Raw genomic sequence first — 23,643 nt, forward strand, 5'->3', positions numbered from 1 at the left:
AATACCCGGTCATCCCTGGCGACATGCACGTTGGCATGGTGGAGTAGATAGCGCCCAACCCCGATACCCGAGAGTGAGTACCCGTGCTGGGTCTGCCAGAGAAGGTGCGCGCCTGCCTGTTCGACCTCGACGGCGTGCTCACCGACACCGCCAGTGTGCACACCAAGGCCTGGAAGGCCATGTTCGACGCGTACCTGTCCGACCGGGCCAAGCGCACCGGCGACGAGTTCGTGCCCTTCGACGCGGCCGCGGACTACCGCGAATACGTGGACGGCAAGAAGCGCGAGGACGGGGTCCGGTCGTTTCTGGAAAGCCGTGGCATCGAGCTGCCCGACGGCAGCCCCGACGACCCCGATGACGCCGAGACGGTCTACGGCCTGGGTAACCGCAAGAACGACATGTTCCAGAAGGTCCTCAAGCAAGACGGCGTCAAGGTGTTCGACGGGTCGCGGCGCTACCTCGAGGCGGCGTCGGCCGCGGGCCTGGGCATCGCGGTCGTGTCGTCGAGCGCCAACACCCGCGACGTCCTCGAGGTCACCGGCCTGGATCGGTTCGTGCAGCAGCGGGTGGACGGCATCACCCTGCGCCAGGAGCACATCGCCGGCAAGCCGGCACCCGACTCCTACCTGCGGGGGGCGGAATTGCTCGACGTTTCCGCCGAGGAGGCGGCCGTGTTCGAAGACGCCTTGTCGGGAGTGGCGGCCGGCCGGGCCGGTAACTTCGGTTTCGTGATAGGTGTCGACCGAGTGGGCCAAGCCGAGGACTTACGCCGCAACGGCGCGGACGTGGTGGTCAGCGACCTCGCCGAGTTGCTGCAGTCATGATCACCGACGAAGCGTTTCCCGTTGACCCATGGCACGTTCGCGAAACCCAGCTTGACCTCAACCTGCTGGCCCAGTCGGAATCCCTGTTCACCCTGTCCAACGGGCACATCGGGCTGCGCGGCAACCTCGACGAGGGCGAGCCCTACGGCCTGCCGGGCACTTACCTGAACTCCTTCTACGAGATCCGGCCGCTGCCCTACGCCGAAGCCGGCTACGGCTACCCGGAAGCCGGCCAGACGCTCGTCGACGTCACCAACGGCAAGATCATCCGGTTGCTGGTCGAGGACGAGCCCTTCGACGTGCGCTACGGCGAACTGATCTCCCACGAGCGCGATCTCGACCTGCGCGCCGGAACGCTGAAAAGAACCGCGCACTGGCGCTCGCCCGCGGGCAAAGAGGTCAACGTGGTCTCCACCCGGCTCGTCTCCCTGCCGCACCGCGGCCTGGCCGCCATCGAGTACGTCGTGGAAGCGGTCGGCGATTTCGTGCGGGTCACGGTGCAGTCCGAACTGGTCACCAACGAGGACCAGCCCCAGACCTCCGGCGACCCGCGCGTGTCGGCCATCCTGGAGAACCCGCTCGAAGAGGTCGCCCACGAAAACACCGATACCGGAGCGGTTCTCATGCACCGCACCCGCAGCAGCGCGCTGATGATGGCCGCCGGCATGGATCACGAGGTCGAGGTGCCCGGCCGCGTCGAGGTCAGCACCGACGCGCGCGCCGACCTGGCCCGCACCACCGTGATCTGCGGGCTGCGCGAGGGACAGAAGCTGCGCATCGTCAAGTACCTGGCCTACGGCTGGTCGAGCATGCGCTCGCGTCCGGCGCTGCGCGACCAGGTCGCGGCCGCGCTGCATGGCGGCCGCTACAGCGGGTGGCAGGGCCTGCTGGATTCGCAACGGAAGTATCTGGACGATTTCTGGGATTGCGCGGACGTCGAGGTCGAGGGCGACCCCGAATCCCAGCAGGCGGTGCGCTTCGGGCTCTTCCACCTGCTGCAGGCCAGCGCCCGCGCCGAACGCCGCGCCATCGCCGCCAAGGGGCTCACCGGAACCGGCTATGACGGGCACGCCTTTTGGGACACGGAGGGTTACGTGCTGCCGGTCCTGACCTACACCGCGCCGCACACGGTGGCCGACGCGCTGCGGTGGCGGGCGTCCACCCTGGATCTGGCCAAGGAGCGGGCGGCCGAACTGGGCCTCGAGGGCGCCGCCTTCCCCTGGCGGACCATCCGGGGGCAGGAGTGCTCGGCGTACTGGCCGGCCGGCACGGCGGCCTGGCACATCAACGCCGACATCGCGATGGCCTTCGAGCGCTACCGGATCGTCACCGGGGACAACGACCTGGAGGCCGACTGCGGCCTGGAGGTGCTGGTCGAGACCGCCCGGCTCTGGCTCTCGCTCGGCCATCACGACCGGCACGGCGTCTGGCACCTCGACGGCGTCACCGGCCCCGACGAGTACACCGCGGTGGTCCGCGACAACGCCTTCACCAACCTGATGGCCGCGCACAACCTGCACACCGCCGCCGACGCCTGCAACCGCCATCCCGACGCGGCCAAGGCGCTGGGGGTCACCACCGAGGAGGCGGCGGCCTGGCGCGATGCCGCCGACGCCGCCCACATCCCCTTCGACGCCGGCCTGGGCGTCCATCAGCAGTGCGAGGGGTTCACCACCTACGCCGAATGGGACTTCGAGAAGAACACCACCTACCCGCTGCTGCTGCACGAGGCCTACGTGCGGCTCTACCCCGCGCAGGTGATCAAGCAGGCCGACCTGGTGCTGGCGATGCACTGGCAGAGCCACGCGTTCACCCCCGAACAGAAGGCCCGCAACGTCGACTACTACGAGCCGCGCATGGTGCGGGACTCGTCGCTGTCGGCCTGCACCCAGGCGGTGATGTGCGCCGAGGTCGGGCATATGGAGCTGGCGCACGACTACGCCTACGAGGCCGCGCTGATCGACCTGCGGGATCTGCACCACAACACCCGCGACGGTCTGCACATGGCCTCGCTCGCCGGCGCCTGGACCGCGCTGGTGGCCGGGTTCGGGGGCCTGCGCGACGACGAGGGCGTGCTGTCGCTGGATCCTGCTCTGCCGGACGGCATTTCGCGGTTGCGATTCCGGCTGCGGTGGCGCGACTTCCGGGTCACCATCGACGTCAACCACGTCGACGTCACGTACACGCTGCGCGACGGGCCCGGCGGTGAGCTGACCATCCGGCACGCCGGCGAGGACCTCGAGTTGAGCACCGAATCACCGACGACCGTCGCCGTGCGTATGCGCAAGCCGCACATGCCGCCGCCGCGCCAGCCACCGGGGCGCGAACCCATGCACCGGCGGGTGCTCTCCCGGCCTCACTGAGCGTCGGCGGGCCCGAGAATCCGCTCGACTTCGGCGCCCACCGCGGCGCGCAGTTCGGCGTCCGTCAGCTCCTCGATCCCGGTCGCCGAGCGCAGCACCGGCGCGAACAACCGCCAACCGAACTGCAGCGCAAGGGCATTGGCGACCGCGAGCCGCGCCTTGACCTCGTCGTCGTAGAGCGGCCGCACCCCGTCGAGCAGGGTCGCGATGTTGGGAAAGCGCTTCTGCAGTTGCCCCGCCGGATACCCGTCGAGCACGGTGCGGGCCATCACCCGCATCTGGCGGTCCAGGGACCGCTGCACCACGTCCGGGGGTGTGTCGGTCTCCAGCAGGGCGCTCAGGTCGGCGCCCAGGTGGTCGAGCACGGCGCCGACGAGTTGTTCCTTGGTGCCGAAGTGCCGGAACACCAGCCCGTGATTGACGCCTGCCCGCGCGGCGATGTCGCGGATGGACGTCGCGGCCGGGCCGCGCTCGGCGAACAGATCGGTGGCGGCCTCCAAGATCGCCGCGGCCACTTCCGCACGCCCCGTCGGCACTTTCCCGCGGCCCGTTGCGGAAGTTGTAGTCATCTGACTACACTACCAAATGTAGTCGATTGACTACACCCGTTTTGACTCGAGGAAGACGACCATGACAAGTCAGATAACCGTCACCAAGCTGGGAAGCCGCATCGGGGCCCGGGTCGACGGCGTGAGCCTCGGCGGCCAGCTGGACGACGGCGCGGTCGAGACGATCCGCCGGGCGCTGTTGACGCACAAGGTCATCTTCTTTCGCCACCAGCACCACCTCGACGACGCGCAGCAGCTCGACTTCGCCCGCCTGCTGGGCACTCCCATCGGCCACCCGGCCGCGTCCGCCCTGGCCGCCAAGCACATGCCGGTGATCACGCCGATCGACTCCGAGTACGGCAAGGCGACCCGCTGGCACACCGACGTCACGTTCGCCGCCAACTACCCGGCGGCCTCGATCCTGCGGGCGGTCACCCTGCCCAGCTATGGCGGCTCGACGCTGTGGGCCTCGACCGTGGCGGCCTACCAGCACCTGCCCGAGCCGCTGAAGCACCTGGCGGAAAACCTCTGGGCGCTGCACACCAACCGCCACGACTACGTGGCAGGCGAAGCGGTCATGTCGATGAACGACGCGCAGCGGGCGTTTCGGCAAGCCTTCGAGAAGCCGGACTTCCGCACCGAGCATCCCGTGGTGCGGGTGCACCCGGAGACCGGTGAACGCGCCCTGCTGGCCGGCGATTTCGTGCGCGGCTTCGTCGGCCTGGACAGCCACGAGTCGAACGTGCTGCTGGAGCTGCTGCAACGACGAATCACCATGCCGGAGAACACCGTTCGCTGGAGCTGGGCGCCGGGCGACGTCGCCATGTGGGACAACCGCGCGACCCAGCACCGGGCGATCGACGACTACGACGACCAACCCCGGCTCATGCACCGCATCACGTTGATGGGCGATGTGCCGGTCAACGTGCGCGGCGAGCGCAGCCGGGTGGTCAGCGGCACACCGCTCGAGGTGCTGGCGAGCTAACCCACCGAGCTGACCGGATCGACCGGTGACCAGCGCAGCGCGCCCGGGGCGAAGAGGGGCACCCGCGGATGCGCCGGCGCTATCGGGTCCAGCCGGCGATACGGCTCGCCCTGCGCCGGGCGCCGGTCGTTTTCGCCGTTGTTGGGCCACAGCGACGCGGCCCGCTCGGCCTGGGCGGTGATGGACAACGACGGGTTCACGCCCAGGTTCGCCGAGATGGCGGCCCCGTCCACCACAAAAAGCGTCGGGTAGCCGTAGACCCGGTGATAGGGGTCGATGACCCCGTGGTCGGCGTTGTCGCCGATCACCGCGCCGCCGAGGAAATGCGCGGTCAGCGGGATGTTGAACAGCTCGCCCCAGGTGCCGCCGGCCACGCCGTCGATCTTGGCGGCGATGCGGCGGGTGACCTCGTTGCCCACCGGAATCCACGTCGGGTTCGGCTCGCCGTGGCCCTGCTTGCTGGTGTACCAGCGGATGCCGAGCTTGCCACGTTTGGTGAAGGTGGTGATCGAGTTGTCCAGGTGCTGCATCACCAGCGCGATCATCGTGCGCTCGCTCCACTGGCGGGGATTGAGCAGCCGCAGCATGCCACGCGGATCCTCCCGGGCGGTGTCGAGCAACTGCTTCCAGCGGGGCACGTCGGTCCCTTCGGGCCCGGGCCCGTCGGTCATCAACGTCTGCAGTAGCCCCATCGCGTTGGAGCCCTTGCCGTAGCGGACCGGCTCGATGTGGGTGTCCGGCGTCGGGTGGATCGACGACGTGATCGCCACCCCGTGGGTCAGGTCCAGGTCCGGGGAGACCTCCAGGCGCCCGGCGCCGACGATGGACTCGGAGTTGGTGCGGGTCAGCACGCCGAGGCGCTTGGAGAGCCGGGGCAGCCGGCCCTCGTCGCGCATCTTGAACAGCAGGTGCTGGGTGCCCCACGTCCCGGCGGCCAGGATCAGGTGCCTGGCGGTGTAGGCGCGACGGTCGCGGCGCACCCAACTGCCGGTGCGCACCGTGCGGACCTCCCACAGCCCGTCGGGGCGCTGCTCGAATCGCTTCACCGTCGTCATCGGTATGACTTGCGCCCCACCCGATTCCGCGAGAGCGAGGTAGTTCTTCAGCAGGGTGTTCTTGGCGCCGTAGCGGCACCCGGTCATGCAGCAACCGCACTCCAGGCAGCCGGTGCGTTCGGGTCCCGCGCCGCCGAAGAAGGGGTCCGGCACGGTTTTGCCCGGCGCCTTGGTGCCGTCGGGACCGAAGAACACGCCGACCGGGGTCGGCACGAACGTGTTACCGCAGCCCATCTCGTCGGCGACCTGTTTGACGATGCGGTCGGCGTCGGTGAAGGTCGGGTTCTCGACCACGCCCAGCATCCGCCGCGCCTGGTCGTAGTGCGGCATCAGCTCGTCGCGCCAGTCGGTGATGTGCGCCCACTGCTGGTCCTTGAAGAACGGCTCCGGCGGCACATACAGCGTGTTGGCGTAGTTCAGCGAGCCGCCGCCCACCCCGGCGCCCGCCAGGATCATCACGTTGCGCAGCGGGTGGATGCGCTGGATGCCGTAGCAACCGAGCTTCGGCGCCCACAAGAACTTACGCAGGTCCCAGGACGTCTCGGCGAAATCCTCGTCGGCGAACCGGCGTCCGGCCTCGAGGACGCCGACGCGGTAGCCCTTTTCCGTCAGCCGCAACGCGCTGACGCTGCCCCCGAAACCCGAACCGATGATCAGGACGTCGTAATCCGGCTCCATCGCACCAGTATGGCCTTACCCGCCGGTAACAACCAACGAGCCTCTGTCGATGCGCTAGCTACCGACCGTCAGGCCGACCTTCTGGAACTCCTTGAGGTCGCAATAGCCGGCCTTGGCCATCGACCGGCGCAGGCCGCCGACCAGGTTGAGGGTGCCGAAGGGGTCGTCGGACGGCCCGTTGAGCACCTGTTGCAGCGGGGGGCGCTCACCGACGGCGATCTGCAGCAGCGCCCCGCGCGGCAACGACGGGTGCGCGGCCGCGGCGGGCCAGAACCATCCCTCGCCGAGCGCCTCGGCGGACTCGGCGAGCGGGGTGCCCAGCATCACGGCGTCGGCGCCGCAGGCGATCGCCTTCGCCAACTCCCCCGAGGCGTGGATGTCCCCGTCGGCCAGCACGTGCACATACCGGCCGCCGGTCTCGTCGAGGTACTCGCGGCGCGCGGCGGCGGCGTCGGCGATCGCGGTGGCCATCGGCACGCTGATGCCCAGCACCTCGTCGCTGGTGGTCACGCCCCGGGTGGAGCCGTAGCCGACGATCACGCCGGCGGCGCCGGTGCGCATCAGGTGCAGCGCGGTGCGGTGGTCCTGCACGCCGCCGGCGACCACCGGCACGTCGAGCTCGGAGATGAAGGTCTTGAGGTTCAGCGGTTCCCCATCGCTGGCCACTCTTTCAGCGGAAACGATGGTGCCCTGGATGACCAGCAGGTCGATGCCGGCCTGCAGCAACACCGGGGTGAGCGCCTGGGCGTTTTGCGGGCTGACCCGCACCGCGGTGGTGACGCCGGCCTCCCGGATGCGGGCGACGGCGGCGCCCAGCAGGTCCGGGTTCAGCGGCGCGGCATGGAATTCCTGCAGCAGCCGGATCGCCGCCGAGGGTTCGGGCTCCTTGCTGGCCGCCTCGACCAGCTGGGCGATCTTCGCCTCGACATCGGCGTGCCGGCCGATCAGCCCCTCGCCGTTGAGCACGCCCAGGCCGCCGAGGCGCCCCAACTCGATCGCGAACTCCGGCGACACCAGCGCATCGGTCGGATGCGCCAGCACCGGGATCTCGAACCGGTAGGCGTCGAGCTGCCAGGCGGTCGACACATCCTGCGACGAGCGGGTGCGCCGGGAGGGGACGATGCTGACTTCGCTCAGTTCATAGCTGCGACGGGCGATGCGGCCCATCCCGATCTCGACCATCTGGGCCTCAGCGCGCGTAGTAGTTGGGGGCTTCGACCGTCATCGCGACGTCGTGCGGGTGGCTTTCCCGCAGCCCGGCCGCCGTGATGCGGACGAACTGGGCCTGCTGCAGTTCCTCGATGGTCGACGAGCCGGTGTATCCCATCGCCGCGCGCAGACCGCCGGTCAGCTGGTGGATCACCGAGGACAGCGGGCCGCGGAACGGCACCCGGCCCTCGATCCCCTCCGGGACCAACTTGTCCTCGGAGAGCGCGTCGTCGGCGAAGTAGCGGTCCTTGGAGTAGGACTTTCCGCTCCCGGAGCCCCGGCCGGCCATGGCCGCCAGCGATCCCATGCCGCGGTAGCTCTTGAACTGCTTGCCGTTGACGAAGATCAGCTCGCCGGGCGCCTCGGCGGTGCCCGCGAGCAGCGAGCCCAGCATGGCGGTCGACGCCCCGGCGGCCAGCGCCTTGGCGATGTCGCCGGAGTACTGCAGGCCACCGTCGGCGATCACCGGCACCCCGGCCGGCCCGCAGGCGGCGACGGCTTCCAGGATCGCGGTGATCTGCGGCGCGCCGACGCCGGCCACCACCCGGGTGGTGCAGATCGACCCCGGTCCCACGCCCACCTTCACGGCGTCGGCGCCGGCGGCGACGAGCGCGGCGGCGGCCGAGCGGGTGGCGACGTTGCCGCCGATCACCTCCACGCGGTCGCCCGCCTCGGCCTTGAGTTTGCCGACCATGTCGAGCACCAGGCGGTTGTGCGCGTGCGCGGTGTCCACGATCAGCACGTCCACCCCGGCGTCGACCAGCATCATGGCGCGCACCCAGGCGTCGCCGCCGACGCCGACGGCGGCGCCGACCAGCAGCCGGCCGTCGCTGTCCTTGGTGGCCAGCGGGTGCTGTTCGGTCTTGACGAAGTCCTTGACGGTGATCAACCCGGTCAGCCGGCCGTGGCCGTCGACGATGGGCAGCTTCTCGATCTTGTGGCGCCGCAACAGGCCCAGCGCCGCGTCGGCGGACACGCCCTCCTGCGCGGTGATCAGCGGGGCCTTGGTCATCACCTCGGCGACCTTCTTGCTCTGGTCGACCTCGAAGCGCATGTCGCGGTTGGTGATGATGCCGACGAGGGAGCCCGCCTCGTCGACCACCGGCAGGCCGGAGATCCGGAACCGGGCGCACAGCGCGTCGACCTGGGCCAGCGTGTTGTCCGGGCGGCAGGTGACCGGATCGGTGACCATGCCGGCCTCGGAGCGCTTCACCATCTCGACCTGGCCGGCCTGTTCGGCGACCGGCAGGTTGCGGTGCAGCACACCCATGCCGCCGGCGCGCGCCATCGCGATCGCCATCCGCGACTCGGTGACGGTGTCCATCGCCGAGCTCACCAGCGGCACCTTGAGCCTGATCTTCTTGGTGAGCTGGCTGGAGGTGTCGGCCGTGGCGGGGACCACATCGGAGGCCGCGGGCAGCAACAGGACGTCGTCGAACGTCAGCCCCAGCATCGCGATCTTGTGCGGGTTGTCGCCGCCCGTGGGCACCGGGTCGTCGATCAGGCCACCGACCCGCACATACGGACTGCCGACGAGGTCAGAGCTTTCTTCCAGGTGGGACGTGCCACGGGTCATCAGTGGGGTCCTCCATACGATGCGGCGTGAGAAACCCATCCTATCGGCTCCCGTTCGCCGGGTGACGATGCGCGCCGGGACGGCGCGAGGAGGAAGCCGGCCGATCGGGCACAGCCTGGAGTTGGCTTGCTCGTGGCGCGCCGCGCGCCAACCGGAACAGAGAACGGCGGGTGGCTCCCTGCTGGCGTTATCGCGACCGGGCTGCGTAGGCTAGAGGCGTGCGCGACCACCTCCCACCGGGTTTGCCGCCCGATCCTTTCGCCGACGACCCCTGCGATCCGTCGGCGGCGCTGGAAGCCGTCGAGCCAGGACAGCCGCTCGATCAGCAAGAGCGGATGGCCGTCGAGGCGGATCTCGCCGATCTGGCGGTGTACGAAGCGTTGCTGGCGCACAAAGGTATTCGCGGGCTCGTGGTCTGCTGCGACGAGTGCCAGCAGGATCACTATCACGACTGGGACATGCTGCGCGCCAACCTGCTGCAGCTGTTGATCGACGGCACGGTGCGCCCGCACGAGCCCGCCTATGACCCCGAGCCGGACGCCTACGTCACGTGGGATTATTGCCGAGGCTACGCCGACGCCTCGCTCAACGAGGCGACGTCAGACGCCGACGGTTTCCACCGCCGTCACTGAGTCCCCACCCTTTAGGACGGCCCCGGCAACGGGATGGCCGCCTTCGGCGTGGCTGACGGCAGCGTGGCATCCGGGTTGCGCGATTCGACCTTGGCGTTCAACAGCTTCAGCTGGTTCATCAGGTCCTGCCTGACGGCGGGGTCGTCGATCGACTGCACCAGACTGCTCACGTCGGTCAGCTGATTTTTGGCCTGCTCCCACTCGCCGCGGTCGATCGATTCCTGCACCTTCGCCAGGTCGGCCTTGGCCGCCAGCATTTCCTGCTTTTCGTTGACCCGCGGTTGGTCGAAGAACATCGCGTGCAGCCCGTGCAGCGGGGTGCCGGGACGGGCCTCGACCACCATGGCCCCGAAGCCACTGAGCGCGATCAGCGCCGCGGCCACCGAGCCGACGGCGGTCAGTCCGCGGCGCCCCCGACGGCGCTCGGCCAGGCCGGTGCGCAACGCGTTGACGGCCTCCTCGGGCGTCACCAGCGCGCTGGCCGGGGGCCATCTCAGGTTGTCACGCCAGTCCTCGAGCATGGTGGTCAGCACGTCGACGTCTCGGTCCTCGACGATCACCGGCCGGCGCTGGGCCAGCGCATCGAGGAGCAGATCCGTGCGGGCGAATTCATCCAGTGAGTCAGGCACAGTCACCTGCCGCAATCATCTCGGACTTCAACCGCGACAAGGCGCGGTGCTGGGCAACTCGGACCGCCCCCGTGGTACTGCCGACCGCGGCCGCGGTCTCCTCGGCGGACAGGCCGACGACGACGCGCAGGATCAAGATCTCGCGCTGCTTGGCGGGCAGGATTTCGAGCAGCTCGCTCATCCGGCTCACCGAATCGGCTTCGATGGCAAGCTGTTCGGGCCCCGCGTCGGGCGACCAGCGTTCGGGAACCGATTCGGTGGGATAGGCGAGATCGCGACCGGCGGCCCGATGGGCGTCGGCGACCTTGTGGGCCGCGATGCCATACAGGAAAGCCAGAAAGGGGCGTCCGCGATCGCGATAGCGGGGCAGCGCCGTGATGGTCGCCAAGCACACCTCCTGCGCCACGTCATCCGCTGACAGGCCACCCCGCTCCGCGGTGCCGACGCGCGCCCGGCAATATCGCACGACGATCGGGCGGATGGTCTCCAGCACCTCCCTCAATGCACCGTGGTCTCCGATGACGGCCTTGGCAACCACAGCATCGAGACGTTCCCCTGCTGGAATTGTCATCGACGGTGATATCCCTAACGTTACGAACCGGACACATCGCGGGCCAACTGGGCTAACTAACGAACTGACAATAACGGGCGGGAGGCCGATTCAAGCGGAACGCCACGTTCCACCGGCGTGCCGCACCTGGCCTGCGCAGACATCGCGGATTTCGTGCAGTTGCCGTGCCGAAAAAGTGACACTTTCGATATCGATCAGCAAGCACGCCAACGCCCAACGAAGCGGGAGCAGACCCAACCGGCCGGTGGTCTGCAGCGCGGCGTCCGCGACCGCGCGGGCGCGCTCGATCTTTCCCGCGCTGCACAGGGCGGCGGCCAGCACCACCTCGCTTTTGACGTGGTGCCGCGCCGAGGGGACGGCCATGGCCGCCGCCAGCTCCACCGCCTCGCCGGCATGGCGGACGGCGGCGACGCCCTCGCCGCGGGCCATCGCGAGCTCGGCGGCCACCCACCGGCGGCGCACCGGGAGCCGCTCGGGCACGGCCGTTTTGGGGCCCGGGGATGACAGCAGCGGGTCGGCGCGCGCCAGCAGCGTCGCCGCGGCCGCGAAGCGCCCGACGCCCAGCGCGTCGGCCGCCAGCCCGATCAGGGCGTCGGCGCCCGCCTCGGGGTCGTCGCCGGCCAGCGCCAGGGCGCGCCCGTCCCAGCCGCGCGCCACGGTGTGCCAGCCGAGCTGGCGCAGGAACGATCCCTGCGTGCTCATGCCCAGCGAGGCCAGCCGTCCGGACGAGACACCGCGGCGCAGCACCGCGAGGTCGCGCTGCGCGGCGCCGTAGCGGCCCTGGCCCCCGGCCGCGACGGCGCGCAGCCACAATTGCGCGGGCGTCGTCGCCAACGGCAGCGGCCAGGCACCGGGCCGGTCTCCGAACGCGGCGTTCGCCAAGTGCCGCTCAATCGAGGAAGTGTGACGAGTTTCAATCACAATGATGTAGTAAACAGTTTGTGGTCTTCCTGTTACCGAACGGTTAATCACTATAGCGCATGGATAAATTCGGCCCGCCGCTCCTGCCGCCGCTGAGCTGGGGAATCTCCTTTCGGTCAACTGCCTGGTAGCGAGGCGTCGGCGTCGCAATTTCATTCGAGATGAACGCAAAGTTAATTTTGCCCCAAGGGATACATACTTTGCCGGGCTAAGTGGCTATTGACGGAAATTCACCGTCGCCCCTAACGTCTACGCATGACGGGTAGTCATCGGGGACTCCGCTCCACTTAATTTAAGTTGCACACAAATCGCTTTCGCGAACCTGACCTCCCTTGGCGGGCCGTGCAGAGAGGGAACGAACCAATGCCACAGCCGGAGCAGCTACCTGGACCCAACGCCGACATCTGGAATTGGCAACTGCAGGGCTTGTGCCGCGGCGTTGACTCAGCGGTGTTTTTCCACCCCGACGGCGAGCGCGGCCGCGCCCGCATGCAACGCGAGCAGCGCGCCAAGGAAATGTGCCGGCAGTGCCCGGTGATCCAGGAATGCCGTTCGCACGCCCTCGAAGTCGGTGAGCCCTACGGGGTTTGGGGTGGCCTGTCGGAATCCGAGCGCGACCTCCTCCTCAAGGGCGACATCGGCAGGGGCATCCGGCGCAGCGCCTGATTGGTCGAACCTGTTCGGCCACAATCGGATTGGCGGACCGAAGCGCCGCCCTCGCCTTCCCATCGGTGGATCTGTTTGTCCGGGACGCGTGACACATCGTGCCGCAAGACCACCTGTGGCCGACGGCTTTTCGCCACGTGCATCCCGTAGGGCAGGGCCTTCAGCAGCGTCACGAACCGCCCTGCCCCGTCGGGGATTGCGTAGAAGCGTCGTTCGCCGGGACGGGCGCCGGCGATGACGCGGCCCAGCGGGTACGCCATCGAGTAGGCCTTGAGGTCGGTGTCCTCGGGACAAGGCCTGCCGAGCAGAAACGTTTCGGTTTCGCCGGTGTCGTCGTAGCCGATGGTCAACACCATGCCCGCTTTGGCGACGGGGTCGAAGGCGGCCGCCTCGCCGACGACCACCGCGTTCGACAGCAGGCCCTCGATCTGGCAGATGCGCGCTTGTCGCACCGATTGGCGCGCACGGAGTTTCGGGTTGTCGTCCATGAGGTCGTCGGGAACTTCGACGCCGCGCCGCGAACGCAGGCCGGCGAGTTCGTCGTGCAATCGGGTGTAATCATGCGGCGTCATCCGGAGGGGTTGAATGGCGGTCATGGCGCGTGACGCCCTTTCGTGTCGAGGGGTTGTCCTTTCGTGTCGAGGGGTTGTCGCCAGGGGCGGGCGGTGCACCGCCCCTGACGACTCGGGTCGCCCTGGGGCGAAGTCTTCGTCGGCTGCTGATTCCATGCTCGCGTGCGCGGCCGCGAGCGGGCTTGCGCGAACCGGACAACGGCGCACCGCCTCGTTGTCGGGCCCCGACAACGTCATCGGCGCGATCCGTCGAATGAGCGATTCCCGGCCGCCGTCCGTGGCGCTCGTTCGTCACGGTCCTCGACGCCCACGCCAGCGAAGAGGAGCGCGACTTGTGCCCGGCCCCAATAGATTTGAGTGAGGAGATGCTCGAGCGCCTCGGAAACCGAATGGTCGAGCGCATCGCCCGGTTGCGTCAGTCGACGCTCAACAGGCTCCGCGTGCGCGGTCGCGCCGCCCTGCTGAGTTCGCTGTGAGCCGCGTGATACTCGTTTTGAAATCGGCGAATCGGGTAAGCACCGCCCATGAATAACGGTGTAGTCCTCGCGGCCGCGGCGCTTGCCGCGACCATCGCACCGCTGGCCGCCTGCGCGAACCAGCAGAGCAGCCAACCCAATACGTCGCCGCTGACCAGCCCGGCCCCCGGCACCGAGAGGCTGACCACCCAGCTCAAGACCGCCGACGGGAGCCCGGTCGCCAACGCCACCTTCGAGTTCGCGAACGGCTACGCGACGGTGACCGTGGAAGCCGGCCCCAATCAGGTGCTGAGCCCCGGTTTCCATGGGCTGCAAATCCACTCGGTCGGCAAGTGCGAGGGCGACTTCGACTCCGCGGGAAGCGTCTACCAGGCGGCGAACCACACGGGTTACCCCGCCAGCGGCGACCTGACCGCGCTGCAGGTGCGTTCCGACGGCTCGGCGAAGCTGGTCACCACCAGCAACTCGTTCACCGCCGCGGACCTGCGAAACAGCTCGGGCAGCGCGCTGATCCTGCACCAGAGCGCCGACAACTTGGGCAGCGGCCCCACCGCCGAGTCGAGCAAGCGCATCGCCTGCGGTGTGATCGCCGCGGCGTCGGCGACGACGACCTCGTCGACGACCAGCGTCACCACCAGCACCGCCACCGTCGTCGTGCCACCGCCGTCGACGAGCACCAGCACGAGCACCGTCACGGTCACCAGCACCCCGGCCACCACCTCCACGACGACCACGACCGTGACGACCCCGCCCAGCCTGCCGCCGGGCACCCGCTGACGCGCTGAGCCGAAACACCCGCGCCCCCGCGGCGGCCGGATTACCGTTCTGAGATGCAGACCGCGCTGTTCACCTTGGGCCTGGTGCTGTTCCTGCTCGGGCTGCTCACCGGGCTCGCCGCGCCCGCGATGAAGAACGCGCGCATGGCGCTGTCGAGCCACCTCGAGGCTTTGCTCAACGGCATGTTCCTCGTGTTGCTCGGTCTGCTCTGGCCACACGTCCACGTGCCCCACGCGTGGGGAATCGCGGCGGTCGCGCTGATCGTGTATGCCGGCTACGCGAACTGGTTGGCCACTCTGCTCGCGGCGGTGTGGGGCGCCGGTCGCAGATTCGCGCCCATCGCGGCGGGCGATCACCAGGCCTCGGCGGCCAAGGAAGGCGTTGTCAGCTTTCTGTTGATAACGCTGTCGCTGGCGGTCTTGGTCGGCGTGGTCATCGTCATCGTCGGGGTCATCGTCGGGCCATGACGACCGACGTCATCGCGGTACCGGATGGCCAGCGCTCGTGCTTAGGTCGGGATTGTGAAATCCCTCGCTGAGTTCTTTCGCGACACGGTCGCGGCTCGGATAGCGGTGGCGGCCGTGCTCGGAGTCGCCGTCGCCCTCGTGGTGGGCAACACGGTCGGCTGGCGATTCGCGCTGGCCGGCTGGATCGTGACCGCCGGAGTCTATGTGGTGTGGACGCGGCTGCTTCTCGGCGGAATGGATGCCGACCAAACCTGCAGATACGTGACGAAGGAGGACCCCACCCGCTGGGTCGCCGACGCGGTCATCGTGTCGGCCAGCGTCGCGAGCCTGGGCGGGGTCGGTTACGTGGTGGCCGCGGCGTCGCGCTCGGGCCCCGGCGCCGTGGAAGCCGCCGTCCTCGGCGTCCTGACCGTCGCGGCATCCTGGTTTGCCGTGCACACGCTGTTCACCGTGCACTACGCGCGGCTGTATTACTCGGACGAGCCGGGCGGAATCAACTTCCACGACCCGGAGCGACCCTGCTTTCGCGACTTCGCGTATGTGGCCTTCACCGTCGGCATGACCTATCAGGTGTCAGACACCGAGATCGGGTTGGCATCGATCAGGGCGACGGTGCTGCGCCAGGCGCTGCTGTCCTACCTGCTCGGCGCGGTCGTCCTGGCGGTCACCATCAACCTGATCGCGGGATTGGGTTCCAAGTTCTAAAGCGCGCCGCGGCGGCGAAATTGCGCCGACGGTGGGGCCTGTGCACGAAACCCGTTGGGATTTCGTACATTAGCCCCACGCTCGGCTCGTCGACCACCACCGTCTCGGTGGTGCCGGACCGCAGCCGCGTCCTCACCCGAGGGGCGAGGTGCGCTCGCCGATCTTGTCCGTTGTCTCCATGGGGACCCTGGTGCCGTTGAGGAACAGACTCAACATGCTGAACCAGCCGATGGTGGCAATGTATTTGCGTGTCGTCGTGATCCCGAACGTGTCGAGAAGGGCTTGCAGAGTCCGATCGGTGAGGGTGCCGGACTTGAGGAGCTCGTCGGTGGCCGCGATCAACAGCTGATAGTGAGCATCGAGGCTTTGCAGATCGCCATCCTCGGCGATCGTTTCGATTTCTGACGTCGTGAGGCCCGCGTTGCGGGCCATCTGTTCGTTCGCCTGCCACTCATACGGGCAGTTGAGCACCGAGGCCGCGCGCAGAATGATGACCTCGCGGTGCTTCGCGTCGATGTCGCGCTCACCGAAGACGGCATTCACCATGCCGGCGAGCGCCGGGAAGAAGTCTCCGGTGCCGCTCATCATCTTCATCACATTGAGCGCCGTATCGGGGTCATACCCGTCACCGGCCGCGCGGGCGATCTCGTCATCCTCGGGAAGCGGGACGACAACGGAATATTGATATGGCGTGGGCTTTCCCATGAGGTTGTCCTCTTCGGGTCGTTCCGACGTACGGACTTCGGAACGAAAATACCCCCGGGCGCTCGACCCGGGGGTATTCCGTTGCTACTCAGTGGTGGTGATGACCGTGGCCGTGGTCATCGGCTTCCTCGGCCGGCTTTTCGACGATCGCCGTCTCGGTGGTCAGCACCATCCGGGCCACCGACGCCGCGTTGAGCACCGCCGAGCGGGTGACCTTGACCGGGTCGATGACGCCGTCGGCGATCAAGTCACCGTAGGTGAGCTTGTCCGCGTTCAGCCCGTGCCCGTTGGGCAGCTCGGTCACCTTGTGCACCGCGACCGCGCCGTCGAGCCCGGCGTTGGTGGCGATCCAGTACAGCGGGGCCGCCAGCGCCTCGGAGAAGACGTCGACGCCGAGCGCCTGATCGCCGGACAGCGAGCCGCGCAGCTCCTGAAGCGCCTTGCGGGTCTGCAGCAGCGCCGAGCCGCCGCCCGCGACGATGCCCTCCTCGACGGCGGCCTTGGCGGCCGCGACGGCATCCTCGACGCTTTCCTTGCGTTCCTTGAGCGCGGTCTCGGTGGCGGCGCCCACCTGGATCACGGCGACGCCGCCGGCCAGCTTGGCCAGCCGCTCCTGCAGCTTCTCGCGGTCCCAGTCGGAGTCGGTGGACTCGATCTCGGCGCGCAGCTGCTTGATGCGGTTGGCCACCGCGTCCTTGGCGCCGCCGCCGTCGACGATGACGGTGTCGTCCTTGCTGACCACCACGCGCCGCGCCGAGCCCAGCACGTCCGTGCCGACCTCGCGCAGCAGCAGGCCGGCGTCGGGGTTGATCACCTGACCGCCCGTCACGATCGCCAGGTCCTCGAGGAACGCCTTGCGGCGGTCGCCGAAGAACGGCGCCTTGACCGCGACGGCCTTGAGCGTCTTGCGGATGGAGTTCACGACGAGGGTCGCGAGCGGCTCACCCTCGATGTCCTCGGCGATGATCAGCAGCGGCTTGCCCGATTCGGCGACCTTTTCCAGCATGGGCAGCAGGTCGGGCAGCGAGCTGATCTTGTCCTGGTGCAACAGGATCACCGGGTCGTCCAGCACGGCCTGCTGCGCGTCGAAGTCGGTGACGAAATATGCCGACAGGAAGCCCTTGTCGAACCCGACGCCCTCGGTGAACTCGAGCTCGGTGCTCAGCGTGGAGGATTCCTCGACGCTGACCACGCCGTCGGTGCCGACCTTGGTCATCGCCTCGCCGACGAGCTCACCGAGGAGCTGGTCGCGCGACGACACGGTCGCCACCTGGGCGATCGAGTCCTTGCCGGAGACCGGGGTGGCCGACGCCAGCAGCGCCTCGGACACCGCGTCGGCGGCCTTGGAAATTCCCGCCCCGAGTTCGATGGGATTGGCGCCGGCAGCAACGAGGCGCAGGCCACCCTTGACCAACGCCTGGGCCAGCACGGTGGCCGTGGTGGTGCCGTCGCCGGCGACGTCGTTGGTCTTGGTCGCCACCGACTTCACCAGCTGGGCGCCCAGGTTCTCGAACGGGTCTTCCAGGTCGATCTCACGCGCGACGGTGACGCCGTCGTTGGTGACCGCGGGACCGCCGAATGCCTTGGCCAGCACCACATGCCGGCCGCGGGGCCCCAATGTCACCCGTACCGCGTCGGCGAGCGTGTTCACGCCCGCCTCGATGGCGCGGCGCGCTGTTTCGTCGTACTCAATAATCTTGCTCATCAGTCTCCTTCCGTCCGGCGACGACGCACGACGGGAAACCGTCCTGCTGCGGAGCCGGGCAATTCAAACCAGCCAAAACGCATGCCGCCCCGGAAATCACCCGCGCGGACGCGGGGATCGCCGGGGCGGGACACGGTCCTTACTTGGAGACGACAGCCAGCACGTCGCGTGCCGACAGGATCAGGTACTCCTCGCCGTTGTACTTGATCTCGGTGCCGCCGTACTTGCTGTAGATGACGGTGTCGCCCTCCGAGACGTCCAGCGGGATGCGCTTCTCGCCGTCTTCGTCCCACCGGCCGGGGCCGACTGCGACGACGGTGCCTTCCTGCGGCTTCTCCTTGGCGGTGTCGGGAATGACCAGACCGGACGCGGTCGTGGTCTCGGCCTCGTTGGCCTGCACGAGAATCTTGTCCTCGAGTGGCTTGATGTTCACCTTCGCCACGATTGGAGCCCTCCAGTGTTTGGGTCGGGTCCGGGACGCGCCCGGACCGGAGTTGATGGCCGGTCCGGGGCTCGCCCGAACCTGCCGAATTATCAGGTGTTCGGCATTCGTCCAGGCCCGAGCGCCGTCGTCGCGGGTGCCGACACAGGGCTTGGCCGATTGCCACCTAGCACTCTATACACGGGAGTGCTAGCACTCAAGGGCACCCTGCTGCTTCCCGCATGTTCGCCGTCAGCGATCAGCTGACCTGCGCCTTCACCACCGGCAGGCCGGGGTCGCTAGGCGCGTCCAGCGGGGATTGCGGCGCCCCGGCCGCCACCAGATGCGCGGCGAAGGCGGCGATCATCGCCCCGTTGTCCGTGCACAGCCGCGGCCTGGGGATGCGCAGCGTCAGCCCGGCCGCCGCGCAGCGCTGCTCCGCCAGTTCCCGCAAGCGCGAATTCGCGGCCACTCCCCCCGCGATCAGCAGTGTCGAGACGCCGAGGTCCGTCGCGGCGCGCACGGCCTTGCGGGTCAGCACGTCGGCCACGGCCTCCTGGAAGCCAGCCGCGACATCGGCGTTCACCGCGTCCGGGTGGCTTTCCAGGTGCCGTGCCACGGCCGTCTTGAGGCCGGAGAAGCTGAACGCGTAGGGGTCGTCGCGCGGCCCGGTCATGCCGCGCGGGAAGGCGATCGCGTCGCGGTCACCGGTGCGGGCCAACTCGTCGAGCACCCTGCCGCCCGGGTAGCCCAGCCCCAGCAGCCGCGCCACCTTGTCGTAGGCCTCGCCGGCCGCGTCGTCGACGGTGCTGCCCAGCTCGACGATCGGCTCGCCGAGCGACCGCACATGCAACAGGTGGGTGTGGCCGCCCGAGACCAGCAGCGCCACGCACTCGGGCAGCGGCCCGTGCTCGTAGACGTCGGCGGCCAGGTGCCCGCCCAGATGGTTCACCGCATAGAACGGGACGTCCCATGCGGCCGAATAGGCTTTGGCCGCAGCGACTCCCACCAACAGGGCGCCGGCCAGCCCGGGCCCGATGGTGGCCGCGACGATGTCGGGCTTGTCCAGGCCGGCGGTCGACAGCGCGCGGCGCATGGCGGGCCCCAGCGCCTCCAGGTGTGCGCGGGAGGCGATCTCGGGGACCACGCCGCCGAACCGCACGTGTTCGTCGACGCTGGACGCCACCTCGTCAGCCAGCAGGGTGACGGTGCCGTCGGCGCCCAGCCGCGCGATGCCGACTCCCGTTTCGTCGCACGAGGTTTCGATGGCCAAGATGGTCGTCATGTGCGCCGCGCCTCCCTCCGCATGGTGTACGCGTCCGCGCCGCTGACGCGGTAGTAGCGGCGGCGCAGGCCGACCTGCTCGAACCCGACGCTGCGATACAGCCCGATGGCCGGCTCGTTGTCGGTGCGCACTTCCAGGTACACGACACCGCCGTCGGCGAACGTCAACAGCTCGTCGAGCAACCGGCGGCCGATGCCCTGCCCCTGGTAGGCGGGGTCCACGCCGAGGGTGTGGACCTCGTGCTCGAAGGGCGGCGTGCGGCCCAACCGTGAGATGCCGGCGTAGCCGACGAGCGTTTCGCCGACGCGCGCGCCCACGTAATGGTTGTGGGCGCTTGCCAATTCCCGGTTGAACGCCGCCGCGGGCCACGGGTCGTCGCCGTCGAAGAGCTGCGCCTCCAGCTCGGCGCAGCGCGGCGCGTCGGCCCGCGTCAACGCGCCGACGGTCACGGGCTCGGCGATCATTGCCGCGCCGCCAGGGGTTTGGCGTCGGGACGACGCAGGTACAGGGCAACCAGCGGAGCCGGGTCATCGGACCAATCCCCCACCGCGGCAACAAGTCCGGCCGGCGTCGGGTACGCGGGCTCGCACACCGGCAGGCCGAATATGGCCGCGTGTTCGGGCGAGCCGGCCACCGTCTGCGCGTTGCCGGGGTCGACGTCGGCGGGGGCATCAACCCCCGGCCCGCCGGTCCGTATGCCGTCGCGGTAGCGGGCCCAGTAGACCTCGCGCCGACGGGCGTCGGTGACCACCAGCGCGTCCCCGGTGGTTTGCACGCCGATGGCGTCCAGGCTGCACACGCCGTACACCGGGATGCCCAGCGCATGCCCGTAGGCGGCGGCGGTCGCCATCCCGGCCCGCAGACCGGTGAACGGCCCCGGGCCGCAGCCCACCACGACGGCGTCGAGGTCGGCCATCGTCAGCCCCGCATCCGCCAGGGCGGCAACCACATTCGGGGTGAGCCGTTCGGCGTGGGCCCGGGCGTCGACGGTGACCCGCTGCGCCGGCACGGACAGGTCCTCGCGCCGCACGATGCCGGCCGTCACCGCCGGGGTGGAGGTGTCGAGGGTCAGCACGAGGATGCTCATGAGTCCGCCCCGCTCGTGGCGCTGCCGGCCCTGGTGGCCCACCGCCAGGTCGCGATCCGCACGTCGGATCCGCTGATGCGCTCCAGCCGGATGTCCAGGTGCCGTTCCGCGAGGCGCTCGACCAGCCCTTCACCCCATTCCACCACGACGACAGCGTCGTCGAGATCGCTGTCCAAGTCCAGCGAATCGAGCTCCGCGAGCAGGTCGGCGCCTTGGTGGTCGGTGTGGTCGAGCAGCCGGTACATGTCGACGTGAATCATGGTCGGGGCGCCAGGCCGCCGCGGCGGGTGCACCCGCGCCAACACGTAGGACGGCGAGGTGATCGGGCCGTCGACGTCCATCGCCGCCGCAATCCCCTTGGCCAGCACCGTCTTTCCCGCGCCGAGCGGACCGGAGAGCACCACCACGTCACCCGCCCGCAGCCGCTCACCGAGCCGGGCCCCCAACGCGATCGTGTCCTCGACGCGCTCACAGGTCGCGATGCCCTCACCGCCATCACATTGACCCACGGCGCCGCAGCCTTTCTCGTATCCGCCGCAGCCTCAGCGCCGCCTTGGTCGGGGTGGCGCGCCTGACCAGCCGCACCAGGCCGCCGTTGATGGCTTCCGGCTTGTCCAGCAGCGCCAGGTGACTCGCGCCGACGACGATGACCAGCTCGGACTGCGGCAGGCCGGCGGCCATCTTTCGCGAATACTCGTCCGGGGTGAGCAGGTCGTGGTCGCCGCAGGCGATCAGGGTGGGGATCCGCAGCAGTGTCCACAGCCCGGCGGTTTCGTCATGTTCTTCCAACGCGTCCAGGAATCCCACCATGGTGGGTATGGGCGTGCTGTTCATCATCCGCTGCGAGAACGCGTCCAGGCTCCGGCTGACCTGCAGGTCGCTGTAGGAGGCGGCCCGCAGCACCGGGCCGATCAGCGAGCGGGATACGTTGCGGCCGCGATGCATCAGGTTCGGCGCGGACCGCGCGGCGACCCGGACCGCTTCCAGCGCAGGGTTTTTCAGGATCTCACCCAGTGGGGACCGCGCGACCCCTTCGGCCGCCGAGGAAATCAGCGCGGCGCCCACGATTCGGCGCCCGTACTCTTCGGGGAACTGGCGCGCGTGCGACAACACCGTCATGCCGCCCATCGAGTGGCCCACCAACACGATCATTCCGCGCGGCACCACCGCGTTCAGCACGGTTTGCAGATCCTTGCCGAGTTGGGTCAGCGTGTAGGTCTCGGGCGCGGCCTCGCCGGATCGGCCGTGCCCACGCTGATCGTAGAAGACCATCCGCACGTCGGGGCCCAACTGCTCGGGCAGCCGGGTCCGCTGAAAGTGGAAGGCGCCCATCTGCAGGCAGAATCCGTGCACGAACACCAGGGTCAACGGCGCGTCGGCCGGGCCGGCTTCGCGGACCGCGAGCGGCACGCCGTCGGGCGTGGTCACCACCAGGCTGTGGTCGTCCTCGAGCCTGTTGAAATCCTCATGGGCGTAAGGATCTTCGACCGTGGCGCGCTGGGTGATCGACCGGCGGGCCGAGGCTCCGATGATGGTGGCGATGGCCGTCAGCCCCGCACCCCCCGCAAGCCATGCCCTGCCCTTGTAGCGCTTGCGGGATCCCTCAGGGCGCAACGGTGTGCGCCTCGCGGTAGGTCCTGGTGATCCGGCCGCGGGGGCTGGTCACCACTTCGTAGTGGATGGTGCCGAGCAGATCGGCCCAGTCCTGTGCGGTGGGTTCGCCATTGCGACCGGGCCCGAACAGGATCGCCTCGTCGCCCTCGGCGACATCGGTGGGGCCGGGGCCCAGGTCGACGACGAATTGATCCATGCAGATCCGTCCGACCCCCGGTCGGCGCCGGCCGTTGATCAACACCTCCAGCCGGTTGCCCAGGGACCGGAAGATGCCGTCGGCGTAGCCGACCGGCAGCAGCGCCAGGGTGGTGTCGCGCTGCGCGGTCCAGGTGTGCCCGTAGGACACGCTCTCGCCCGCCCGTATCGATTTCACCAGTGCCACAGGGCATTTCACCGTCATGGCCGGGATCAGACCCATGTCGCCGAGCTCGGGCACCGGGCTCAGCCCGTATACCGCGATGCCGGGGCGCACCATGTCGAAGGCCAGGTCGGGACGCGACATCGTGGCCGACGAGTTCGACAGGTGCGCCACCTCGTAGCGCACCCCCTCATCGCGCGCCTGGGCCAGCATGTCGGTAAACCGTTGGGCCTGAAGGTCATTGACCGGGTTGGCGGGTTGATCGGCGTACACCATGTGGGACATCAGCCCGCGCAGCACGACGGCGTCCTCGGCGACGGCGCGGCGCAGCGCGGTCAGCATCGACCGATAGTGCGCCGGCGGTACGCCATTGCGATTCAGCCCGGTGTCGACCTTGACGGTCACCGTCGCGGTCCGGCCGGTGCGGCGCACCGCGTCCAGCAGCTCGTCGAGCTGGCGCTCCGACGACACGGCGATCTGGATGTCGGCCAGCAGCGCGGGCCCGAAGTCGACGCCGGGCGGGTGCAGCCAGGCCAGCACCGGCGCGGTGACGCCGTCGGCGCGCAGCGCCAATGCCTCGTCGACGGTGGCGACACCCAACTCGGCGGCCCCCGCGGCCAGCGCGGCGCGTGCCGTCCGGCCGGCCCCGTGGCCGTAACCGTCGGCCTTGACGACGGCCATCACCTGCGCGCCGCCGGCCTGCTCGCACAGCAGCCGCACGTTGTGCTCGATCGCGCCCAGGTCGACCAGGGCCTCGGCGAGGAGGCCCGGTGTCAGGGATATCGGCGCAGCGGCCCGCCCGGTCATGGCCGCC

At 69.1% G+C, this 23,643-nt stretch carries 22 protein-coding genes and 3 pseudogenes; 8 read left to right on the top strand and 17 right to left on the bottom strand.

Annotation, left to right across the window (positions count from 1 at the left end; genetic code table 11):
• The first annotated feature begins 1 nt into the window (after window position 1).
• Together AC0KTM_RS20260 and AC0KTM_RS20265 are read left to right on the top strand one after the other, a co-directional pair.
• A pseudogene (locus tag AC0KTM_RS20260) lies at window positions 2-824 on the top strand (beta-phosphoglucomutase family hydrolase).
• Complete coding sequence (locus AC0KTM_RS20265; protein WP_238956785.1) at window positions 821-3,187, top strand: glycoside hydrolase family 65 protein; 2,367 nt, start codon at window positions 821-823, stop codon at window positions 3,185-3,187. The pseudogene AC0KTM_RS20260 and the gene AC0KTM_RS20265 overlap by 4 nt, the downstream one beginning before the upstream one ends.
• On the opposite strand, the gene AC0KTM_RS20270 is transcribed toward AC0KTM_RS20265, so the two are convergent.
• A complete protein-coding gene (locus AC0KTM_RS20270) occupies window positions 3,181-3,756 on the bottom strand; it encodes a TetR/AcrR family transcriptional regulator (RefSeq protein ID WP_238956786.1) in 576 nt (191 codons plus the stop codon). The genes AC0KTM_RS20265 and AC0KTM_RS20270 overlap by 7 nt on opposite strands.
• Before the next feature lie 61 nt (window positions 3,757-3,817).
• Between AC0KTM_RS20270 and AC0KTM_RS20275 the strand changes: the two genes are divergently transcribed.
• Complete coding sequence (locus tag AC0KTM_RS20275; RefSeq protein WP_472416504.1) at window positions 3,818-4,720, top strand: TauD/TfdA dioxygenase family protein; 903 nt, start codon at window positions 3,818-3,820, stop codon at window positions 4,718-4,720.
• Here the strand turns inward: AC0KTM_RS20275 and AC0KTM_RS20280 are convergent.
• From AC0KTM_RS20280 to guaB, 3 genes are read right to left on the bottom strand one after another with little or no spacing between them, the layout of a single operon-like run.
• Complete coding sequence (locus AC0KTM_RS20280; RefSeq protein WP_238956788.1) at window positions 4,717-6,453, bottom strand: GMC family oxidoreductase N-terminal domain-containing protein; 1,737 nt, start codon at window positions 6,451-6,453, stop codon at window positions 4,717-4,719. The genes AC0KTM_RS20275 and AC0KTM_RS20280 overlap by 4 nt on opposite strands.
• Before the next feature lie 54 nt (window positions 6,454-6,507).
• Window positions 6,508-7,635, bottom strand: a complete 1,128-nt coding sequence (locus tag AC0KTM_RS20285) for a GuaB3 family IMP dehydrogenase-related protein (RefSeq protein WP_225330466.1) — start codon at window positions 7,633-7,635, stop codon at window positions 6,508-6,510.
• Between the two features lie 7 nt (window positions 7,636-7,642).
• A complete protein-coding gene (gene guaB / locus AC0KTM_RS20290; protein WP_238956789.1) occupies window positions 7,643-9,238 on the bottom strand; it encodes an IMP dehydrogenase in 1,596 nt (531 codons plus the stop codon).
• Between the two features lie 218 nt (window positions 9,239-9,456).
• Between guaB and AC0KTM_RS20295 the strand changes: the two genes are divergently transcribed.
• Window positions 9,457-9,870 carry a DUF5319 domain-containing protein gene (locus AC0KTM_RS20295; RefSeq protein WP_007773416.1) on the top strand — a complete coding sequence of 138 codons (414 nt, stop codon included), beginning with the start codon at window positions 9,457-9,459 and terminating at the stop codon, window positions 9,868-9,870.
• A gap of 14 nt (window positions 9,871-9,884) precedes the next feature.
• Here the strand turns inward: AC0KTM_RS20295 and AC0KTM_RS20300 are convergent.
• The 3 genes and pseudogenes from AC0KTM_RS20300 to AC0KTM_RS20310 all read right to left on the bottom strand — a co-directional run.
• A pseudogene (locus tag AC0KTM_RS20300) lies at window positions 9,885-10,505 on the bottom strand (anti-sigma-D factor RsdA); the annotation flags it as partial.
• Entirely contained in the window at window positions 10,492-11,070 is a 579-nt protein-coding gene (locus tag AC0KTM_RS20305; RefSeq protein ID WP_472416506.1) for a sigma-70 family RNA polymerase sigma factor, read from the bottom strand. The pseudogene AC0KTM_RS20300 and the gene AC0KTM_RS20305, both read right to left, overlap by 14 nt.
• A 90-nt stretch (window positions 11,071-11,160) precedes the next feature.
• A complete protein-coding gene (locus AC0KTM_RS20310; RefSeq protein ID WP_238956790.1) occupies window positions 11,161-11,991 on the bottom strand; it encodes a hypothetical protein in 831 nt (276 codons plus the stop codon).
• Window positions 11,992-12,354: 363 nt separating this feature from the next.
• Between AC0KTM_RS20310 and AC0KTM_RS20315 the strand changes: the two genes are divergently transcribed.
• Entirely contained in the window at window positions 12,355-12,657 is a 303-nt protein-coding gene (locus AC0KTM_RS20315) for a WhiB family transcriptional regulator (RefSeq protein WP_020823504.1), read from the top strand.
• A 101-nt stretch (window positions 12,658-12,758) separates the two neighbouring features.
• Here the strand turns inward: AC0KTM_RS20315 and AC0KTM_RS20320 are convergent.
• Window positions 12,759-13,253: pseudogene (locus AC0KTM_RS20320) on the bottom strand (GreA/GreB family elongation factor); the annotation flags it as partial.
• Window positions 13,254-13,753: 500 nt separating this feature from the next.
• Here AC0KTM_RS20320 and AC0KTM_RS20325 point away from each other — a divergent pair.
• From AC0KTM_RS20325 to AC0KTM_RS20335, 3 genes are read left to right on the top strand one after another with little or no spacing between them, the layout of a single operon-like run.
• The gene (locus AC0KTM_RS20325) at window positions 13,754-14,482 is read left to right on the top strand and encodes a superoxide dismutase family protein (protein WP_225330443.1); all 729 of its coding nucleotides are present in this window, start codon (window positions 13,754-13,756) and stop codon (window positions 14,480-14,482) included.
• 53 nt (window positions 14,483-14,535) lie between these two features.
• Window positions 14,536-14,949 (top strand): hydrogenase, encoded by a 414-nt coding sequence (locus AC0KTM_RS20330; RefSeq protein ID WP_225330442.1) that lies wholly within the window; start codon window positions 14,536-14,538, stop codon window positions 14,947-14,949.
• Between the two features lie 54 nt (window positions 14,950-15,003).
• Window positions 15,004-15,654, top strand: a complete 651-nt coding sequence (locus AC0KTM_RS20335; RefSeq protein WP_225330441.1) for a DUF1345 domain-containing protein — start codon at window positions 15,004-15,006, stop codon at window positions 15,652-15,654.
• A 132-nt stretch (window positions 15,655-15,786) separates the two neighbouring features.
• On the opposite strand, the gene AC0KTM_RS20340 is transcribed toward AC0KTM_RS20335, so the two are convergent.
• From AC0KTM_RS20340 to alr, 9 genes are all read right to left on the bottom strand, one after another.
• Window positions 15,787-16,359 (bottom strand): carboxymuconolactone decarboxylase family protein, encoded by a 573-nt coding sequence (locus tag AC0KTM_RS20340; protein WP_238956791.1) that lies wholly within the window; start codon window positions 16,357-16,359, stop codon window positions 15,787-15,789.
• Window positions 16,360-16,447: 88 nt separating this feature from the next.
• Entirely contained in the window at window positions 16,448-18,064 is a 1,617-nt protein-coding gene (groL, locus tag AC0KTM_RS20345) for a chaperonin GroEL (protein WP_238956792.1), read from the bottom strand.
• Between the two features lie 139 nt (window positions 18,065-18,203).
• Entirely contained in the window at window positions 18,204-18,506 is a 303-nt protein-coding gene (gene groES / locus AC0KTM_RS20350) for a co-chaperone GroES (protein ID WP_007167930.1), read from the bottom strand.
• 238 nt (window positions 18,507-18,744) lie between these two features.
• Window positions 18,745-19,770, bottom strand: a complete 1,026-nt coding sequence (gene tsaD, locus AC0KTM_RS20355) for a tRNA (adenosine(37)-N6)-threonylcarbamoyltransferase complex transferase subunit TsaD (protein ID WP_225330438.1) — start codon at window positions 19,768-19,770, stop codon at window positions 18,745-18,747.
• Window positions 19,767-20,234 (bottom strand): ribosomal protein S18-alanine N-acetyltransferase, encoded by a 468-nt coding sequence (gene rimI, locus AC0KTM_RS20360; protein WP_238956793.1) that lies wholly within the window; start codon window positions 20,232-20,234, stop codon window positions 19,767-19,769. Before rimI ends, tsaD begins: the two co-directional genes overlap by 4 nt.
• The gene (gene tsaB / locus AC0KTM_RS20365) at window positions 20,231-20,857 is read right to left on the bottom strand and encodes a tRNA (adenosine(37)-N6)-threonylcarbamoyltransferase complex dimerization subunit type 1 TsaB (RefSeq protein WP_225330436.1); all 627 of its coding nucleotides are present in this window, start codon (window positions 20,855-20,857) and stop codon (window positions 20,231-20,233) included. The genes rimI and tsaB overlap by 4 nt, the downstream gene beginning before the upstream one ends.
• A complete protein-coding gene (tsaE, locus tag AC0KTM_RS20370) occupies window positions 20,854-21,366 on the bottom strand; it encodes a tRNA (adenosine(37)-N6)-threonylcarbamoyltransferase complex ATPase subunit type 1 TsaE (RefSeq protein ID WP_238956794.1) in 513 nt (170 codons plus the stop codon). The genes tsaB and tsaE overlap by 4 nt, the downstream gene beginning before the upstream one ends.
• Window positions 21,353-22,408, bottom strand: coding sequence for an alpha/beta fold hydrolase (locus AC0KTM_RS20375; protein WP_225330444.1), 1,056 nt, complete (start codon window positions 22,406-22,408; stop codon window positions 21,353-21,355). Before AC0KTM_RS20375 ends, tsaE begins: the two co-directional genes overlap by 14 nt.
• Before the next feature lie 52 nt (window positions 22,409-22,460).
• On the bottom strand, window positions 22,461-23,636 hold the full coding sequence (gene alr, locus AC0KTM_RS20380) for an alanine racemase (protein WP_225330434.1): 1,176 nt from the start codon (window positions 23,634-23,636) through the stop codon (window positions 22,461-22,463).
• Between the last annotated feature and the right edge of the window lie 7 nt (window positions 23,637-23,643).

This window comes from Mycobacterium sp. NTMscope_Eco_3 (assembly GCF_976985685.1).